Below are 18311 nucleotides of genomic sequence, written 5' to 3' on the forward strand. Positions count from 1 at the left end.
AGCCCGCACAAGGCGGGCTGTGTTGTATGGGGATGTGGGGTACGTTGACCGATTAATCGTCGTACTCATCCTCGGCGGCGCGTTGTGCAGCCAGAGCGCGTTTACGCTCGGCGCGAGCAGCGGCCTCCAGCTTTTGCTTCGCGGCCACGTTCTCTTCGCTACTCGCTTGACGACGCTTACCGATGTTTTTCTTGTCGCGAACCCGGATTTTGGTTTTCTCTTCCGTTTTCTGCTCCAGCTTCTCGGCGCGTTTTTTCTTCTGCCGCTCTTTTTGCTTCTTCGATGGCCCTTTACGACCTTCGTGCTTCGGCGCTTTGGTCTGTGGACGCAACTCGTCGACCACGCGGTACTTCAGCTCTTCGTTGATGTAGCGGGTAATTTTGCCCAGCAGGTCAAAATCGTGCGCTTCGACCAACGAGATCGCGGTACCTTTACGGCCAATACGACCGGTACGACCAATACGGTGCAGGTAAGCATCGGCGGTGCGTGGCAGGTCGAAGTTAAACACGTGGCTGATGTCATCGATATCGATACCACGGGAGGCGACGTCGGTCGCTACCAGCACTTTGATATCGCCGTTTTTCAGCTTATCAATGGCGCGGGTACGCTGGGTCTGCGCCATTTCCCCTTCCAGATAACCGGCAATAATGCCCTGACGGTGCAGGTTATCCACCAGCTCACGAACTCGCTCACGCTTGCGCACAAACACGATCGCGCGGGTAACATCGTCTTGCTTGAGCAGGTGCGCCAGCAGGGCAGTCTTGTGCTCCAGATTATCGGCGCGGTAGTAGAACTGCAGGATCTTCTTGCGCTCACGGCGGCTCGGCTCAGCTTCGATCTTCACCGGATCGTTCAGCAGACGATCGGCAAAGTTTTGCAGCGCATCACCTTCCAGCGTAGCGGAGAACAAGAAGGTCTGGTTACGCCAGCGCGTTTCGGCAGAGATCTTCTCGGCATCCTGACCGAAGCCCATTTGCAGCATGCGGTCGGCTTCGTCAAAGATCAGAATTTCAACGGCGCGGCAGTCAAAGTTCTCTTCTTTGATGTACTGCAGCAGACGACCTGGGGTCGCTACTACGATATCTTGGTTTTTGCTGAACACTTCAGCGTGGTTCAAATACGCCACACCACCGGTGATGGTCGCAATCGCCAAATGGGTATTGGCGGCCAGCTCACGGGCCTGATCGGCGACCTGCATAGCCAGTTCACGGGTTGGTGTTAAGACCAGTACGCGTGGGGCACCCGGCTTTTTACGTGGGTAGTCCAGCAGGTGCTGGATAGCCGGCAGCAAAAACGCGGCGGTTTTACCGGTACCGGTAGGGGCTGAGCCCATTACATCGCGGCCTTCCATGGCAGCAGGAATGGCTTCGCTCTGAATGGCGGTTGGGCGTTCGTAGCCCTTGTCCTTCAGTGCAGCCAGAAGACGTGGATCAAGATCTAATTCGGAAAATTGTGTCGCTACCATGGTTCACCTCTTTTGCGAGGAAGGGATTATACCCTTGCCGGCGTTTTGCTTCACGCCCCTTCACGCGTTAATGTATTTCGCCTATTCTTGGCAGCCCGCAATACGGAGTCTGCCATGTCTGATAAATCCTCATCCCCTGTCACTGCGCCTCTTAATGCGTCGGCAACGCCGTCGCGAGCAGCATTGCCACGTAATGGCTTTACCTTTAAGCAGTTTTTTGTGGCACACGATCGTTGCGCGATGAAAGTCGGCACGGACGGGATCCTGCTGGGAGCCTGGGCTTCGCTGCAAGGCGTGACAAAGGTTCTGGATATCGGAACGGGAACGGGACTAATAGCGCTGATGTTAGCACAACGCTCGCCATCTGACACACAGATTACCGCCATCGATATTGATGCCGATGCTTGTCAGCAAGCGGCTGAGAATGTCGCGGCATCGCCGTGGCCAGATAAAATTCTGATTCAGCACTTATCGCTGCAGCAGCTGGCCGCCGAAGCGCCGGCCGAGCAGTTCGATTTGATTGTCTCCAATCCGCCCTATTTTACCCCTGGGGTAGCCTGCCGTGATAACCAGCGTGAGCAAGCTCGTTATACCGATACCTTGACTCACCAAGCCTTGCTGGATGCCGCGCGGCCGTTGTTAAACCCGCTCGGCCGCTTGTGTTTGGTGCTGCCGTACAGCGCCGGTTTGGCGTTGCAAAGTGCGGCGGAACAACAGGGCTGGGTTTGTTATCAAAATGTAAGCGTAAGTGGTCGCGAGGGGAAAGCGCCTCAACGGATTCTGCTGGAATTTGGGTTGTCGCCCCAAAAAACTCAGAACAATACACTGGTTATAAACAACTCTGACGGAAGTTATCACTGCAACTATCAGGATCTCACAAAAGATTTTTACCTTTTTATGTGATCGCATTGCACAGCCTAAGCGGATCATACATGATGCTGGTAAGTGAACAGTAAATAGCGGGTTATTCTGATTAACAATTAATCAACAGCCGGACAGGGTGTACTACCAATCTGATACGGCGCAGAATCCTGACAAATAAGCATCACTACTTTTCACGTTTACCAGCCAATTTATTATTCAGACTGTTTTTTCTGGTGATTTCTTCGCCACTGCCTTCTGTTGCCTGAATTCTGGTAAATGTGTTGACCGACAGACTTTTGTGAATAAGAGGTATTGCCGTGAAGCAGACATTAAAATGGCAAGATGTGATGGGATTGGGCATGATGACCTTTGCCTTCTTTTTGGGCGCAGGCAACATTATTTTCCCTCCGTTGGCTGGCCAACTGGCAGGTGACCATGCGCTGTATACCACCCTGGGCTTTCTGGCGACTGCGGTCGGCCTACCTCTGATTTCGATTATTGCCGTGGCCCGTGCGGGCGGCGGTCTGCCGAACATGACCCGCGATCTGCCGGCTGGGTTCGGTACTTTTGCTTCCGTGCTGCTGTTCATCGTGATTGGTCCTGCGTTTGCCGCGCCGCGTACCGGTCTGGTGGCTTATGAAATGGCGCTCAAACCGTATTTTGCTGCGCCGGATGCCACAGTGCAGATGCTGGTGACTGCAGGTTTCTTTGCTATCGCGATGGCGCTGTCGTGGAGCCGTGGTGCGCTGATCGACAGCATCGGTAAAGTGATGACACCAGTGCTGTTCCTGCTGCTGGTGGTGCTGGCGGTTGCCGTGGTCGTTGCGCCGCAAGGCGTGGTAGAAGCCGCGCAAGGTGATTATATCGCAACGCCGTTTACCAAAGGTTTCTTGGATGGCTATAACACCATGGATACCTTTGCGGCGCTGATGTTCGGCATGCTGATTGTGGATGTGATCCGCAGCAAAGGCATCACCGATACTAAGCAAACCTGTAACTACTTGATCATTGCCGGTCTGATTGCGGCGGCGGGTCTGGCGTTTGTGTACGTGTCCTTGTTCCGTCTGGGTGCCACTTCTGGCGCGATTGCCGGTGGTCTGGATAACGGTGGCGCAATCTTTGCTGCTTATGTACAAGCTCTGTTCGGTCAGCCGGGTCAGTGGATCTTGTCTGCCGTCGTTATTCTGGCTTGTATGACCACGGCGGTTGGCCTGATCAGTGCGTGCTCTGATTACTTCTCTAGCCTGACTGCACTGAGCTATCGTCAGTGGGTACTGATCTTAGGCGTTATCTGTGCAGTGGTGGCGAACGTTGGTTTGAGTACCTTGATCAGCCTGTCGGTACCGGTACTATACGCGCTGTATCCGCTGGCCATTGGTCTGGTAATGCTGACTTTCGTGCGCCCATGGCTGAGAAATCCAGCGCTGAGCTATCGCTTGGTTCTGGGTGTGGCACTGGTGTTCAGCTTGATGGATGCGGCAGTGGCGGCGGGTGTCAATCTGTCGGTGATGAGCTTCCTGCCACTGTTTAGCAAGAGCATGGCGTGGGTACTGCCAACCGCAATCGCGTTGGTAGTGGCACTGATGTTGCCTGCTCGTGAGCAAGCTTCACAGGTGCAAACGGCTTAATCACTCGCCAAAGAAAGTTTAGAATGCAAAACGGCGCCTTGGGCGCCGTTTTTGTTTTGGCTCTCGCCGCTTACAGCTGTTCGGCGATTTCCGTGAGGATCTGCTCACACCAGCGTTGGATACGCTCATCGCTTTGGCTGTACTGGCTCTCTTCATCCAGCGCCAGCCCAACGAAATGCTGCTGATCGTCGGTAAGGGCTTGTGAAGCACTGAACTCATAGCCTTCAGCGGGCCAGTAACCGATGCTGCGGGCGCCACAGGCGCTGACTTTCTGATGCAGCATACCGAGCGCATCCAAGAACCATTCGCCGTAACCGAGCTGATCGCCCAAGCCATACAAGGCGACCAGTTTGCCTTGCAGGGCGGCGGTTTGCGCTGGGGTGTCGAACTCCGCCCAACGGGTCGCCCAATCTTCTTGTAGCTCGCCGAAATCCCAGGTCGAAATGCCGAGGATCAACGCATCGTACTGCGCCATATCGGTCAGTGGCGTGTCTTTAATATTGTGCAGGGTCACCAACTCTGCCCCGATCGTATCGCGGATTTTTTCTGCTGCCATTTCGGTATAGCAGGTGGTTGAACCGTAGAATAAGCCGATTTTCATGTGACATACCGTATCCGGGTGGTGAATGCCGCGAGTGTAGCAGATCTTGCTTGCCATTGTGCCACAGCGCGGTAACGTAGAGCCCCATACCGATACAGGAGGAGCCGTGCAGCAGGATCACGCATTACAAAATATCGCACTGGTCGAACAATTTCTCGATGCCATCTGGATGGAGCGCAATCTGTCGGAGAATACGCTGGCGTCGTACCGGCATGACATCAACCCGCTATTGGCGCGTTTGACGCGCAGTAACGCCTCTTTGCTGAGTGTCAGTAGTCTGGATTTACAGGCGCTGTTGGCCGAGCGGGTCGATCAGGGCTACAAAGCCAGCAGTACCGCACGTTTACTGAGTGCATTACGCCGGTTATTCCAGTATTTGTATCGTGAGAAATTGCGCGCCGATGATCCGACCGCCATCCTGATGCGGCCCAAATTACCGCAACGCTTGCCGAAAGATTTGAGCGAAGCGCTGGTGGAGCGTTTACTGGCCGCGCCCGATCCGCAATTACCGCTGGAGCTGCGCGATAAAGCGATGCTGGAGCTTCTGTATGCCTGTGGGCTGCGGGTGTCTGAGCTAGTCGGGTTGACCATGGATAGTCTGAGCCTACGTCAAGGCGTGGTACGGGTGATCGGTAAAGGAAACAAAGAGCGACTGGTGCCGATGGGGGAAGAGTCTTTATACTGGCTGGAGCAGTTTCTGACCTATGGCCGTGCCAGCTTGCTGGGAGAGCAGTCTTCGGATGTGGTTTTCCCGAGCCAGCGCGGTAACCGGATGACCCGTCAGACTTTCTGGCACCGAATAAAACATTACGCCGTGCGCGCTGGCATTGATAGTGAACAGCTGTCGCCTCACGTATTACGCCATGCGTTTGCCACCCATCTGCTCAATCATGGCGCAGATTTGCGGGTAGTGCAGATGCTGCTGGGGCACACGGACTTATCCACCACCCAGATTTATACGCATGTGGCTACCGAGCGTTTGAAACAGCTGCATCAAGAGCATCATCCGCGTGCTTAATTTTAAGCTGCCTGCTGGCGCGGGCATCACCGAATAACGGAAACAGGATACTTACATGAAAAAGACGTTTACTGCTGCCGCTGTACTGAGTCTGTTTGTCTGGCAGGGTGCTCAGGCTGATGATGCTCAGATCCAAAGCAAACTGAGTGCGCTGGGGATCACCAATGCGCAGATCAAGCCATCGCCACTGGCGGGCATGAAAACGGTACTCAGCGACAGCGGTGTTCTGTATGTCAGCGATAACGGTGAGTTTATCCTGCAAGGGCCGATGTTCCAGCTGACTGGCCAACAGCCGGTGAACGTGACCAACCAGCTGCTGATGCAACAACTGGCCAAGATGGACAACGAAATGATCGTGTACAAGGCCAAAGATCAGAAATACGTGGTCACCGTCTTTACCGATACCACCTGTGGCTATTGCCGCAAATTGCACGATGAGATGAAAGAGTACAACGATCTGGGCATTACCGTGCGCTATCTGGCTTTCCCACGTTACGGCATTGGCTCAAACTCGGCCAACCAAATGGCCGGTATTTGGGCTGCCGTCGATCGCAAGCAAGCCTTTAGCGATGCGATGGCAGGTAAAGAGGTGCCGGCGCAAGACAGCAAAGCATCGGTGATTGCGCAGCAGTTTACTTTGGGTCACCAGTTTGGGGTGCAGGGCACGCCAGCGATTTTGCTGCCAAATGGCGATCTGCTGCCGGGCTATCGCGATCCGAAAGGTCTGCTGGAAGTGCTGAAAGCGTACAAATAAACTCCCTTCGGCTGCGCATTGTCCTATTGGCAATGCGCGCCATGCTTAGGTGTAAGACTGAGTCGGCTATCCGGCTGGTTTTCCCTCTCTACTGTCATGTGATCCGAGAAAGCGATGAACGTTGAGATTTGCCGGCGTCCTCATGTGGATGACGCCCACCTGTCTGCCGTGCAGCCGCCGCTGCTGCGGCAAATTTATGCCAGCCGTGGCGTGCAATCGATGCCAGAGCTGGAGCGCTCAGTAAAAGGGATGCTGGATTATCGTCTGCTGCACGGTGTCGATGCGGCGACGGAATTGCTGTATCAGGCCATGCTGGCCGAGCGTCAGATCACGATTGTGGGTGACTTTGATGCCGATGGGGCCACCAGTACCGCCTTGAGCGTCTTGGCGCTGCGAAGCCTGGGGGCGAACAAGGTCAATTTTCTGGTGCCGAACCGTTTTGAAGATGGTTATGGCTTAAGTCCCGAAGTGGTGGTGCAAGCCGAAGCGCTGGGCGCAGAGCTGATCATGACCGTGGATAACGGTATTTCGTCGCATAGTGGGATTGAAGAAGCGCATCGGCGCGGTATTCAGGTGCTGGTTACCGATCACCACCTGCCGGGCGATACTCTGCCGGATGCCGATGCCATTGTGAACCCGAATCTGGAGCAATGCGCGTTTCCGTCCAAAGCGTTGGCGGGGGTTGGGGTCGCATTTTATCTGATGTTGGCGCTGCGTACGCATCTGCGTGAAGCCAATTGGTTCAGTGAGCGCCAATTAGCCGAGCCGAATCTGGCCGAGCTGCTGGATCTGGTGGCGCTGGGGAGCGTGGCCGATGTGGTGCCGCTGGATGCCAATAACCGAATTTTAATCTGGCAGGGCTTAAGTCGCATTCGCGCTGGGCGTTGTCGTCCGGGGATCACTGCGCTACTGGAAATCGCTAACAAAGATCGTACTCAGTTAGTGGCGTCCGATTTAGGGTTTGCACTGGGTCCGCGTTTAAATGCAGCAGGACGTCTTGACAACATGTCATTAGGTGTTGCATTACTCTTGTGTGACGATATGGCAACAGCCCGTCAGTTAGCCTGTGATTTGGACGTTTTAAACCAGACTCGGCGCGAAATTGAGCAGGGTATGCAGCAGGAAGCATTAAATCTTTGCCAGAAACTAGATCAAGATCATAATTTGTTACCTTTCGGTCTTGCACTGTTTCACCCAGAGTGGCATCAAGGAGTGGTAGGGATTCTAGCTTCACGCATAAAAGAGCGTTTTCATCGTCCCGTGATTGCATTTGCACCAGCAGGCGATGGGATTATCAAAGGCTCGGGGCGTTCGATCAGCGGACTGCACATGCGTGATGCGTTAGAGCGAATTGACTCGCGTCATCCCGGATTGATTTTACGCTTTGGTGGTCATGCGATGGCAGCGGGATTGTCCATCCATGAACAGCGGTTCGACGATTTTCAGCGCTGTTTCGCCGACATTGTCACCGAGTGGCTCGAGCCTTCGGCACTGCAAGGCAAAATTTGGACTGATGGTCCGTTGCCGGCAGAGATGATGAGCATGCATACCGCTGAATTACTACGCGCCGCCGGGCCGTGGGGACAAAACTTCCCCGAGCCACTGTTTGACGGGGAATTTAACCTGTTGCAGCAGCGTAAAGTGGGTGAGCGACACCTGAAAATGTTGCTAGAGCCGGTAGACGGTGGCCCATTACTGGATGGGATCGCATTTAACGTCGATACTCAGATTTGGCCGGATCCGTCAGTGCGAAAAGTGACCCTGGCTTATCGGTTGGATATCAACGAGTTTCGGGGTAACCGTAGCCTGCAATTGCTGGTGGAGCATCTGGAGCCGCATTAAGGTAACTCGGCCTGTAACTTAGGCCCTGAATCCGCTAGACTTCACCTGTTTTAGCCCGAAAATGATGAGTAAAGACGCGAATCACTATGTTTGAAATCAATCCTGTAAAAAACGGTATTCAAGACCTGACTGAGCGCACCAATACCCTTCGGGGGTATCTTTGACTACGATGCCAAGAAAGAGCGTCTAGAAGAAGTCAATGCTGAGTTAGAACAACCTGATGTGTGGAATGAGCCGGAACGTGCTCAAGCGCTGGGTAAAGAGCGCTCCGCACTGGAAGCGGTGGTTAACACCATCGACGAATTAGATCAGGGCCTGGAAGATGTGGAAGGCTTGCTGGAGCTGGCCGTTGAAGCGGACGATGAAGAGACCTTCAACGAAGCTGTCGCTGAATTAAGCGCTCTGGAAGCCAAACTCGCCAAGCTCGAGTTCCGCCGGATGTTCTCCGGTCCGAACGACAGTTCTGATTGCTATCTGGATTTGCAAGCCGGCTCTGGCGGCACCGAAGCACAGGACTGGGCCAGCATGTTACTGCGCATGTATCTGCGCTGGGCCGAAAGCAAAGGATTTAAAACTGAGATTATGGAAGTCTCAGACGGTGAAGTGGCAGGCGTGAAATCTGCCACCATTAAGATCAGCGGTGAGTATGCTTACGGCTGGATGCGTACCGAAACCGGTGTGCACCGCTTAGTACGTAAGAGCCCGTTTGACTCCGGCGGTCGTCGTCATACGTCATTTAGCTCCGTGTTTATTTATCCGGAAATTGATGACGATATCGATATCGAGATTAACCCGGCGGATCTGCGCATTGACGTATATCGCGCATCGGGTGCCGGTGGTCAGCACGTAAACCGGACCGAATCGGCGGTACGTATTACTCACTTGCCAACCAACACCGTGGTTCAGTGCCAGAACGACCGTTCCCAGCACAAGAACAAAGATCAGTGTATGAAGCAGTTGAAAGCCAAATTGTATGAGCTGGAACTGCAGAAACAAAATGCTGAAAAGCAAGCGATGGAAGACACTAAGTCTGACATCGGATGGGGAAGCCAGATTCGTTCTTACGTTCTGGATGACTCCCGCATCAAGGATTTGCGTACAGGAATCGAAAACCGCAATACACAAGCGGTATTGGACGGTGATTTAGATCGCTTTATTGAGGCCAGTTTGAAAGCCGGATTGTAAGGAACTCCCATGTCTGAACAACAAAATCTTGAGCAAGAAAGTACATTAGATCTGAACAGCGAGATGGCAACCCGACGCGCGAAGCTGGCAGCTCTGCGTGAAGAAGGGATTGCTTTCCCGAATGATTTCCGCCGTGACAGCATCTCCGGTGACCTGCATGCTGCCTTCGACGACAAGTCTAAGGAAGAGCTGGAAGCACTGGGTAAAGAAGTGGTTGTTGCGGGCCGTATCATGACTCGTCGTATCATGGGTAAAGCTGCATTCGTTACCCTGCAGGATATGGGTGGTCAGATCCAGCTGTATGTATCTCGTGATGAGCTGCCAGAGGGCGTTTACAACGAGAAGTTCAAGAAATGGGACATGGGCGACATCATCGGGGCACGCGGTAAGCTGTTTAAGACTCAGACCGGCGAGCTGACAATCCACTGTTCAGACGTACGTCTGCTGACCAAGGCACTGCGCCCGTTACCAGACAAGTTCCACGGCCTGTCAGACATGGAAATGCGCTATCGTCAGCGCTATCTGGATCTGATCACCAATCCGGAATCTCGTCGTACTTTCGAAATCCGCTCTAAAGTGATCAGCGGCATCCGTCGTTATCTGGAAGAGCAGAATTTCGTGGAAGTGGAAACCCCGATGCTGCACCCAATTCCGGGTGGTACCACTGCACTGCCATTTGCGACTCACCACAACGCACTGGATCAAGAAATGTTCCTGCGTATCGCGCCAGAGCTGTACCTGAAGCGTCTGGTGATCGGTGGTATGGAGCGTGTGTTCGAGATTAACCGTAACTTCCGTAACGAAGGTCTGTCTGCTCGTCACAACCCAGAATTCACCATGCTGGAATTCTACCAGGCGTATGCTGACTACAACGATCTGATGGACAAGACCGAAGACATGCTGCGTACACTGGCCATGAACATTCTGGGCAGCACCACCGTTCATTACGGTGACCACGTGTATGACTTCGGTAAGCCGTTCGACCGTCTGACTCCAGCGGAAGCGACTGTGAAGTATACTGACCTGACCATGGATCAGCTGGATACGCTGGAAGCTGCACGTGCGACTTGTGATGCGCACGGTATCAAGTACCAGCCACAGTGGGGCGTAGGTCGTCTGCAAGTTGAGATCTTCGAAGAGCTGGCTGAGCATTGCCTGATTCAGCCAACCTTCATCACCAAGCACCCAGCAGAAACTTCTCCGCTGGCACGTGCTAACGATGAAGATCCAACCGTAACTGACCGCTTCGAGCTGTTCATCGGTGCGCGTGAAATCGCGAATGCTTACTCCGAGTTGAACGACCCAGAAGATCAGGATCGTCGTTTCCGTCAGCAGCTGGTAGAGCGTGACTCCGGTGATGCCGAAGCGATGCACTACGATGCTGACTACATCATGGCGATGGAATACGGCCTGCCACCAACAGCCGGTGAAGGTATCGGTATCGACCGTCTGGCGATGATCTTCGCGAACGCGCCGAGCATCCGTGACGTAATCCTGTTCCCTGCGATGCGTCTGCAAAAATAAGTTAGACGCGTTACGCTAAGAACCAGAAAACGGAGCCTATGGGCTCCGTTTTTTTATGGGCAGCAACAGTTGGTATCTGAAGTGGCGTGCGGACGGTGAGGGTGGCACTAGACATCACGGTTGCGAGCGATGATGCAGAAATGCGATATGCTGCACGGAAACAATTATCCATACTTTTTCCTGCTTAATTCTCAATCAGTTAAGCCTCTTTAGGCTTGCAGTGCGCAGGCAGGGGGTTATAATCGTTTTCGAATTACGGCGTGTGCGGGTGTAGTTCAATGGTAGAACGGTAGCTTCCCAAGCTGCATACGAGGGTTCGATTCCCTTCACCCGCTCCAAACCTACCCCTCTCTAAGTCTCCTGAACTCAATTACCCCTTGTAAAATAAGCATTTTTTCTATTTTATTACTCAACTGAGTTCAACGTGCCTCTACGTCGGTCAAGCCAACTGTGGGGGTACGAATAGGGGTATATAGATACCCCTATTTGGGAGGTACCCCCTATGAAATTAACAATACGACAAATCGATACGACAAAGCCTAAAGACAAGGCATTTAAGCTTAGTGACGGCGGTGGACTGTATCTACTTGTTAATCCAAGCGGTTCAAAGTATTGGCGGCTTAAGTATCGGTTTGCAGGCAAAGAAAAATTACTTGCGATTGGTGTCTATCCTGATATCTCCTTAGCTCAAGCTCGTTCTCGACGTGAAGAAGCAAAAAAATTGCTACTTGAAGGGAAAGATCCAGGTCAGGAGAGAAAACTGGAAAAGCTATCTCGCCAGCTTGAGGTAGAAAGCTCATTCGAGGTGATAGCTAGAGAATGGTATACACGGAGGTTTGACCGCTGGTCAGTATCATATCGTGAAGAGATGATGCGTACTTTCGAAAAGGATGTATTTCCTTTTATTGGACATCGGCCAATCAAGGATATTAAGCCACTTGAGCTTTTGGAGGTACTCTCAAAGCTAGAAACAAGAGGTGCAACAGAGAAAGCTCGCAAAGTTCGCCAACGATGTGGTGAAGTTTGGAAGTATGCGATTGTAACTGGTCGTGCTGAGTATAATCCTGCGCCTGATTTGGCTAGTGCTCTTGTAGTTCATGAGAAGGAGCACTATGCCTTTCTCATGAAAGATGAGTTACCTGATTTTCTTCGGACGCTTGAAACGTACAGCGGTAGCATCTTAGTAAAAATTGCTATGAAACTGACGATGCTTACTGGAGTGAGGCCTGGAGAATTACGTAAAGCTGAATGGTCAGAGTTTGATTTTGAAAAAAAGCTTTGGCATATACCTAAAGAGCGAATGAAAATGGGACGACCACATATGGTCCCTTTGTCTAATCAAGTTATTGATTTACTTAACCAACTTCGCCCAATAACGAGTATCCATTCTCTTTTATTTCCAGGTCGCAATGATCCTAAAAAACCAATGAGCGATATGGCGCTAACAGTCCTTGTTCGCCGTATTGGTTATTCAGGTCGAGTGACAGGACATGGTTTTCGACACACGATGAGTACGATTCTGCATGAGCAAGGTTTCAATACAGCTTGGATTGAGACACAGCTTGCACATGTGGATAAAAACAGTATTCGTGGTACGTATAACCATGCTCAGTATTTGGATGGACGTAGAGAAATGATGCAGTGGTACGCTGATTACATTGATAGTCTTTCTAAATAAGCAAATAAATAGTATTTGAAGAGCATCCACTAAAATGGATGCTCTTTTATTTCAACCCTAACTTCACGTTATATTGACGTGGCATTTGGCGTTTTTGTTCCTCCTGTAACACTACTCATGGTGACATTTATATGCATACTGAAATAACCCACTATAAATAGTAAGCTCACCAACAAACTATCTCATTCTATAATAATAGAAATATAGGTAGGAAGTTGTTAGTCTTATTTCCATTGATTAATGAATATATTATTAACTCTATCGTTGATAAGGCGTGAGTAAGTGCTAATGTAATAGTTAATAACAACAAGGTAGAGTTGTGTGAGCTTTGTTGCATACAAGGTGTTGCGATACCTTTTCGGTAAAAGTGTCCTGCGTGGTTGCTTCTATCTTTAGTGTAACATAATTAATATTTTATTGCTGTTTAATAATATTATAGCCTATAATTCTAATGTCTGGTGTTAATGGTTGTGATGAATAAAATAGTAATAAATCACAATTTAGGTATATTCATAGTTTCACATCTCATTATATATTATAAAATTGTGTTTCATGATGATAACTCTCAATGAGATTAACCCGACGATTGGACTGTTATTATCCTTAATAAGGATGAGGGTGATATGGATATTACAAAAAAAGATTATATAGATAAATTAAATGAGTTACATGAGATAACATTTCAGTTGAGCAGGGCAAAGTCGGAAGATGATATTTATAAAATAGCTGTGGAGGGGGCCATATCAAAATTGGATGTGGACCGGATGGCTATATTTATACTCGATAGTGAATATATCGTAAGAGGTACGTATGGGACAGATAATGATGGTTTAGTAGTGAATGAGTCAAACTTTATAACCTCAATCAATAGGCATCCATTTGCTCTTGAAATGTTGAAATCTAGAACTCCTATGGCGTTCAAAAATGACATAGAGCTTCAGTATAACTTTGAAAATGTAGGAGTTGGATGGAGTGGTTATATTACTCTTTGGGATGGGGCACAACCTATTGGATGGATGGCATGCGATAATTTATTAAGTGCGGAGCCATTGTGTGAGAAAAAAGCAAATAATCTTCTCATGCTAGGTTATATTGTTTCACAGAGCATTGTGAGATTGAGGTTAAACAACAAAATCATCGAGATGAATAATGAGTTAGTTAAAAGGAATAAGCAACTTAATAAAGTGGCAGAGGAATTAGAAGCGCTAGCTTTTATAGATTCATTAACTAATATAGCAAATAGGAGAGGCTTAGAATATCAATTAAATATGGCTCTTGCAAAAAACGCCACTACAAACAAAACTATGTCTGTCATAATTTTTGATATTGACGACTTTAAACTTATAAATGACTCATTCGGACATCATATAGGAGATGTGTGCTTAATAAATCTAGCGTCTTCACTAGGTTTTTTATTTTATGGGTATGATTTTATATTTTCAAGATATGGTGGTGATGAATTCGTTGTTGTTTTATTCAATGTTACTGAAATAGAAGTTAAATCAATTTCAGATTCAATTGTACGTTTGGCTAGAAAAGAAAAAATAAACACGCCAAAGGGTGTTGTTTCTATTACGGTAAGTGTTGGTGCAGTCACAAGTAATATAGATGCAACGAGCAAGCAAATGACGTTAATAGAGCTAGCTGATAAAAATCTATATTTAGCAAAAGAACGAGGGAAAAATCAAGCTGTCAGTACGTGAGCTATGTTATATAACGCCAAATAAGCCAATGCAATATCAATTGAAAAGTGAATGGTTAATGATAGGCATATTCTTATATTGACGTTACATGCTTGAAATTGTTAAGCTATATTTTTTGATCTTAAAATAGATTATTCATTATATGATATGCCGTGCTTTCGCATTTTTTCTATTAAAGTGGTTCGTTTCATTCCTAGCCGGTTTGCTGCTCTAGCAATAACACCTGACTCTACCTTTAAAGCTTTGTTAATAAAATCACACTCAATGTCATTGATTTTGTTTTTAAGCACAATTCCCTCAGGAGGAATCAATGTCAATCCTTCAAAATACTTTTCTTTGTATTCTAATGATGTAGAAAGATAATGGTCTGCACTGCTTTCTTCTGAGTTAACAAAAACACTTTCCTTATTTTTGTATTTGTCTGGTAGTTCAAGAAAGCTAATTAACTGGTTAGGGTGGGTGATAGTTAATCTTTCTATTAAGTTTGAAAGCTCCCTGATGTTTCCAGGCCATTCATATTTACATAGCGAACTTAATGCGTCGGGTGTAAAATCTATTTTCACACCTACAGGTGATAGTTTTTCGATAAAATAATTAACTAATAAAGGAATGTCATCAATGCGCTCTTTAAGGGAGGGAACCTCAATTGGGAAAACATTAATCCGGTAATACAAATCCTGCCTGAATCGACCGGTAAGTACCATGTTTTCTAATTTCTGATGTGTTGCCGCAATAACCCTAACATTTAAACTTATCGTTTTGTTTCCACCTACTCGCTCAAAGGTTTTTTCTTGTAAAATTCGTAATAGCTTAACCTGCATAGATGTTGGCATATCACCTATTTCATCTAAAAATATTGTTCCACCTTCAGCTAACTCAAATTTACCTTTACGTGATGAGATTGCGCCTGTAAATGCTCCTTTCTCATAGCCAAATAATTCGCTCTCTAGCAACTCTGATGGAATTGCTCCGCAATTTATTGCTATAAATGGCTTTTCGTGTCTATCAGAGTATTGATGAATATTACGGGCGACAATCTCCTTTCCAGTACCTGATTCACCAAAAATCATAACATTTGAATCTGTAGGTGCTACCTTCACAATTAGTCGTCTTAGCTTTTTAATAACATAACTGTTCCCAACAAGGGCTCTTAGCAAACCGTTTCTATTTCTATGCTCGTTTTTTTTGTTATTAATTTTTTATTGGACATATTATGACAATGCTTTATAGCTTCAATGACGTTCATGTAATTAAATGGTTCGAAAAGTACACCGGCACAATTGGTAGTAACTATATTATCATTGGTTTTATTTGAAATTAAAATGACTGGAGGGCTATCTTTAACTTCTAGATAGCGAGATATTTCTTTTGATTCGACTGTGTCATCAATTAACCCAACAATAATACCTGAGTATCTTTCTTTTATGTTTTCAGTTGTTAAAAGGTGCTCGATTGTAACTGCTTCCATATCAACGCCAATGAAATGAAATATTATATTGAGAGCGTTTCTTCGAGCCTCATCGCTATCTATAACCATGAAGCAGCATTGTGATTGCTCAAAGGAAAACATCAATCTACCTCGTAAAGTTTTAAAGTGTGAGTGCATTTTTACTTTTATCAGGATAGCGACAATATTCTACAATAGAATGTTGTGTTATTTCATTATGTGATTTATGAAGGTTTTATTACAATGGCAAGCGTCATACATATGATGAAGTCGGGTGTGGATGTTGTGTATTTGAATTAATTTTACTGCTGACGGACGTTGTGATTTATAATATAGTAATTCTTGCTACGAGGATTGATCTTTCCTGGGTGGGGGTTGTCATGGAGTTGTTATTAACCTAGGGGGAAAGTCATGTGCAGTTGAGTCCGTTTCCTCATGCAATTATCCTAGAGGTCCATGAAGGAAGTTCCCACACACTTAGTTATACACGAGCATGTAAACACTGAGGGATTAATTGCATATGGTGCTGTCATGATATTATGTCACACATAAAATTCATGATAATAATATAATAACAGATGCCGATATATCTCTATATCTAACACCTAACTTATATCGGAAAATAAAACCATGAGTAACAGATTGTCAAGGCGCGTAGCTATATCAATATCTATATCAATTGCTATTTTATGCTGTGTTTTTGGCAGTTTGCTCTTTTTACAATACGCTAAGCAAATAAAGGAAAATGCTTCTCGTGAAATGGATGATATAGTATTGAGTAGAAAGAATGCAGCGAAATCATTTTTTGAAAAGTACATGATGACTGTAGATGTATTATCTAACGACATAGAGTTAAATGAGTTCGCTAGAGGAAGAAAACATGAGTCAATAAATATCAATGGTCCGCAGTTAGACGACATTATTGATACAATAAAGAAAAATAACTTAATAAGTAATGAGATTGAAACGTTATTTTTCGCAACACCAAGTGGAGAGTATTTTGACATCAATGGACGATATTATGATAAAGATAGGGATCTAACAAGTCGTCCTTGGTGGATTAGGTCAATAGAAGAAAAAAAATCATGGGCCTCAACAGTTATTGATATTCGCACTGGCAATATGATAGGGGCAATTTACTCTCCTATATATGATAATGGGGAATTGCAGTTCATTAGCGGCGTTGATCTAAAGCTAGAGGAACTCAAGAATATATTGATAGGAAATACAAAGTATGGCGAGTTAGCTAAGATTATAGTCTCAGATAATAGTGGGAAGATCATCCTATATACAGGGGTGGATGCTAATGAGTTATCTAAATTAACATTGAATAATATAAATAAGAGTAACCCCGCGTTTTGGAATGAAATATCAAAATCAAGTAGAGAGTTGACAATAACTGAGCTCAATGGAACAGATTATTTTGTTAGAACTAAATCTCTTGATTTAATACGTCCCGCTCTTAATTGGAATGTCTCAATTTTAGTTCCAAGTAGTAAGGTGAATCATGAGTTGAATAATCTTCTTCTTAAGGTGGTTGCTGTTTTCTTACTGATTATAATTTTAGCATCTACTACGTGCGTGATTATATTGAACAGATCGCTTAATAATCTGAGCGAATTGAATTTATATATTGATGAGATATCTAAAGGTGAGGGTGATTTGACTCATCGGATAAAAATAAATTCTAATGATGAAATCGGTAGTTTGGCTTTAGGGTTTAATCGTTACAATGAAAAAATACGTAGTTTAATTGATGAGTCAAAAGAAGTTTCAAATAATACATGCCAAGAAATACATGATGTAAACTCGTCTCTTCGAGAATCAATTGATAGCATTACAGTGCAAAGAGGGCAGTTAACTGTTATTGCCACAGCAACAACAGAAATGGGCCATGTCATTAGAGATATTTCTGAAAATGCTGAATTAACGAGGCTTGGTATTAATCAAGCCAAGGAGTTTGTGATTTTATCTCAAGAAAAAGCCAATGAGACAAAACATAAAGTATCTAGTTTAAATGAAAATTTAGTAGAATCTGAAAGAGGTGTTGGGGCATTAATCTCTGATGCAAAAGAGATAGGGAAAGTACTAAGTGTCATTCGAGAGATAGCTGATCAGACAAACTTATTGGCTTTAAATGCTGCAATTGAGGCTGCGCGAGCTGGTGAATATGGAAGAGGATTTGCAGTCGTTGCTGACGAGGTTAGAAGCCTTGCGAGCAAGACGCAGCAGTCAACTTTAAGTATAGAAGAGATTATTGATGGAATCCAAAGAAATACTCATTCTGTCGCTAATGATATGTTAGAAAATAGAGATGTTTCCAATCAAGCGACAGAGAAAATGAATGAAATAAATCATATGCTCGAGTCATTAATTGTTTCTTTTAATGCTTTAGATTCTCAATCCGAACAAGTAGCATGTGCTACGTCAGAACAAGCTGAAGCAGTCAAAGAAATTGAGTCCAATGTGATGGACGCTAATGCAATATCAGAATTACTGGAGACTCGAATGTATGAGGTTATGTCAAAATCCTCAGATCTTAGTTGTAGAGGTGATGCATTGAACTTATTGCTTTCAAAGTTAAAAACGCAGTGATACGTTA

Annotated in this window: 14 protein-coding genes and 1 tRNA gene; 11 read left to right on the forward strand and 4 right to left on the reverse strand. The window is 46.7% G+C overall.

The annotated features are described in order from the left end of the window. Positions 1-52: 52 nt before the first annotated feature. Complete coding sequence (gene srmB, locus L975_RS01685) at positions 53-1465, reverse strand: ATP-dependent RNA helicase SrmB (RefSeq protein WP_081995565.1); 1413 nt, start codon at positions 1463-1465, stop codon at positions 53-55. A gap of 114 nt (positions 1466-1579) precedes the next feature. Between srmB and L975_RS01690 the strand changes: the two genes are divergently transcribed. Then, positions 1580-2368 carry a tRNA1(Val) (adenine(37)-N6)-methyltransferase gene (locus L975_RS01690; protein ID WP_081995566.1) on the forward strand — a complete coding sequence of 263 codons (789 nt, stop codon included), beginning with the start codon at positions 1580-1582 and terminating at the stop codon, positions 2366-2368. Between the two features lie 278 nt (positions 2369-2646). Further along, on the forward strand, positions 2647-3957 hold the full coding sequence (gene brnQ, locus L975_RS01695; RefSeq protein WP_010864645.1) for a branched-chain amino acid transport system II carrier protein: 1311 nt from the start codon (positions 2647-2649) through the stop codon (positions 3955-3957). A gap of 70 nt (positions 3958-4027) precedes the next feature. On the opposite strand, the gene fldB is transcribed toward brnQ, so the two are convergent. Then, a complete protein-coding gene (gene fldB, locus L975_RS01700; protein ID WP_010864644.1) occupies positions 4028-4558 on the reverse strand; it encodes a flavodoxin FldB in 531 nt (176 codons plus the stop codon). Between the two features lie 106 nt (positions 4559-4664). On the opposite strand from fldB, the gene xerD reads away from it, so the two are divergent. The 8 genes from xerD to L975_RS01740 all read left to right on the forward strand — a co-directional run bounded on the left by xerD (position 4665) and on the right by L975_RS01740 (position 14262). Next, a complete protein-coding gene (gene xerD, locus L975_RS01705) occupies positions 4665-5576 on the forward strand; it encodes a site-specific tyrosine recombinase XerD (RefSeq protein ID WP_047706811.1) in 912 nt (303 codons plus the stop codon). 55 nt (positions 5577-5631) lie between these two features. After that, positions 5632-6330: a bifunctional protein-disulfide isomerase/oxidoreductase DsbC gene (dsbC, locus tag L975_RS01710; protein ID WP_047706813.1), complete on the forward strand. Its 699-nt coding sequence runs from the start codon at positions 5632-5634 to the stop codon at positions 6328-6330. Between the two features lie 114 nt (positions 6331-6444). Beyond that, positions 6445-8172 (forward strand): single-stranded-DNA-specific exonuclease RecJ, encoded by a 1728-nt coding sequence (recJ, locus tag L975_RS01715; protein ID WP_047706815.1) that lies wholly within the window; start codon positions 6445-6447, stop codon positions 8170-8172. Between the two features lie 86 nt (positions 8173-8258). Then, a protein-coding gene (gene prfB, locus L975_RS01720) for a peptide chain release factor 2 (protein WP_106911789.1) occupies positions 8259-9357 on the forward strand; the annotation gives its coding sequence in 2 pieces (ribosomal slippage) (positions 8259-8333 and positions 8335-9357; 1098 coding nt in all). 9 nt (positions 9358-9366) lie between these two features. Further along, complete coding sequence (gene lysS, locus L975_RS01725) at positions 9367-10881, forward strand: lysine--tRNA ligase (RefSeq protein ID WP_039045837.1); 1515 nt, start codon at positions 9367-9369, stop codon at positions 10879-10881. Between the two features lie 264 nt (positions 10882-11145). Further along, positions 11146-11219 (forward strand) — tRNA-Gly (locus L975_RS01730). 164 nt (positions 11220-11383) lie between these two features. Continuing rightward, positions 11384-12559, forward strand: a complete 1176-nt coding sequence (locus tag L975_RS01735) for an integrase arm-type DNA-binding domain-containing protein (RefSeq protein ID WP_047706817.1) — start codon at positions 11384-11386, stop codon at positions 12557-12559. A 623-nt stretch (positions 12560-13182) separates the two neighbouring features. Continuing rightward, positions 13183-14262: a GGDEF domain-containing protein gene (locus L975_RS01740; protein WP_047706819.1), complete on the forward strand. Its 1080-nt coding sequence runs from the start codon at positions 13183-13185 to the stop codon at positions 14260-14262. 131 nt (positions 14263-14393) lie between these two features. On the opposite strand, the gene L975_RS01745 is transcribed toward L975_RS01740, so the two are convergent. Both L975_RS01745 and L975_RS18400 read right to left on the reverse strand, forming a co-directional pair. Next, positions 14394-15419 (reverse strand): sigma-54-dependent Fis family transcriptional regulator, encoded by a 1026-nt coding sequence (locus L975_RS01745; RefSeq protein WP_218185540.1) that lies wholly within the window; start codon positions 15417-15419, stop codon positions 14394-14396. After that, positions 15413-15832, reverse strand: coding sequence for a hypothetical protein (locus L975_RS18400; protein ID WP_218185541.1), 420 nt, complete (start codon positions 15830-15832; stop codon positions 15413-15415). The genes L975_RS01745 and L975_RS18400 overlap by 7 nt, the downstream gene beginning before the upstream one ends. Before the next feature lie 507 nt (positions 15833-16339). Between L975_RS18400 and L975_RS01750 the strand changes: the two genes are divergently transcribed. Beyond that, positions 16340-18304 carry a methyl-accepting chemotaxis protein gene (locus tag L975_RS01750; protein ID WP_081995567.1) on the forward strand — a complete coding sequence of 655 codons (1965 nt, stop codon included), beginning with the start codon at positions 16340-16342 and terminating at the stop codon, positions 18302-18304. The last annotated feature ends 7 nt before the right edge of the window (positions 18305-18311 follow it).

Source organism: Plesiomonas sp. ZOR0011 (genome assembly GCF_000800945.1).
In the GTDB taxonomy this organism is placed as follows: domain Bacteria; phylum Pseudomonadota; class Gammaproteobacteria; order Enterobacterales; family CAMTGL01; genus Plesiomonas; species Plesiomonas shigelloides.

Bases quoted from the DNA above. Each gene is read 5' to 3' on its own strand.
- srmB (WP_081995565.1), bottom strand. From the start codon at position 1,465: ATGGTAGCGACACAATTTTCCGAATTAGATCTTGATCCACGTCTTCTG.
- L975_RS01690 (WP_081995566.1), top strand. From the start codon at position 1,580: ATGTCTGATAAATCCTCATCCCCTGTCACTGCGCCTCTTAATGCGTCG.
- fldB (WP_010864644.1), bottom strand. From the start codon at position 4,558: ATGAAAATCGGCTTATTCTACGGTTCAACCACCTGCTATACCGAAATG.
- dsbC (WP_047706813.1), top strand. From the start codon at position 5,632: ATGAAAAAGACGTTTACTGCTGCCGCTGTACTGAGTCTGTTTGTCTGG.
- recJ (WP_047706815.1), top strand. From the start codon at position 6,445: ATGAACGTTGAGATTTGCCGGCGTCCTCATGTGGATGACGCCCACCTG.
- lysS (WP_039045837.1), top strand. From the start codon at position 9,367: ATGTCTGAACAACAAAATCTTGAGCAAGAAAGTACATTAGATCTGAAC.
- L975_RS01735 (WP_047706817.1), top strand. From the start codon at position 11,384: ATGAAATTAACAATACGACAAATCGATACGACAAAGCCTAAAGACAAG.
- L975_RS01740 (WP_047706819.1), top strand. From the start codon at position 13,183: ATGGATATTACAAAAAAAGATTATATAGATAAATTAAATGAGTTACAT.
- L975_RS18400 (WP_218185541.1), bottom strand. From the start codon at position 15,832: ATGTTTTCCTTTGAGCAATCACAATGCTGCTTCATGGTTATAGATAGC.
- L975_RS01750 (WP_081995567.1), top strand. From the start codon at position 16,340: ATGAGTAACAGATTGTCAAGGCGCGTAGCTATATCAATATCTATATCA.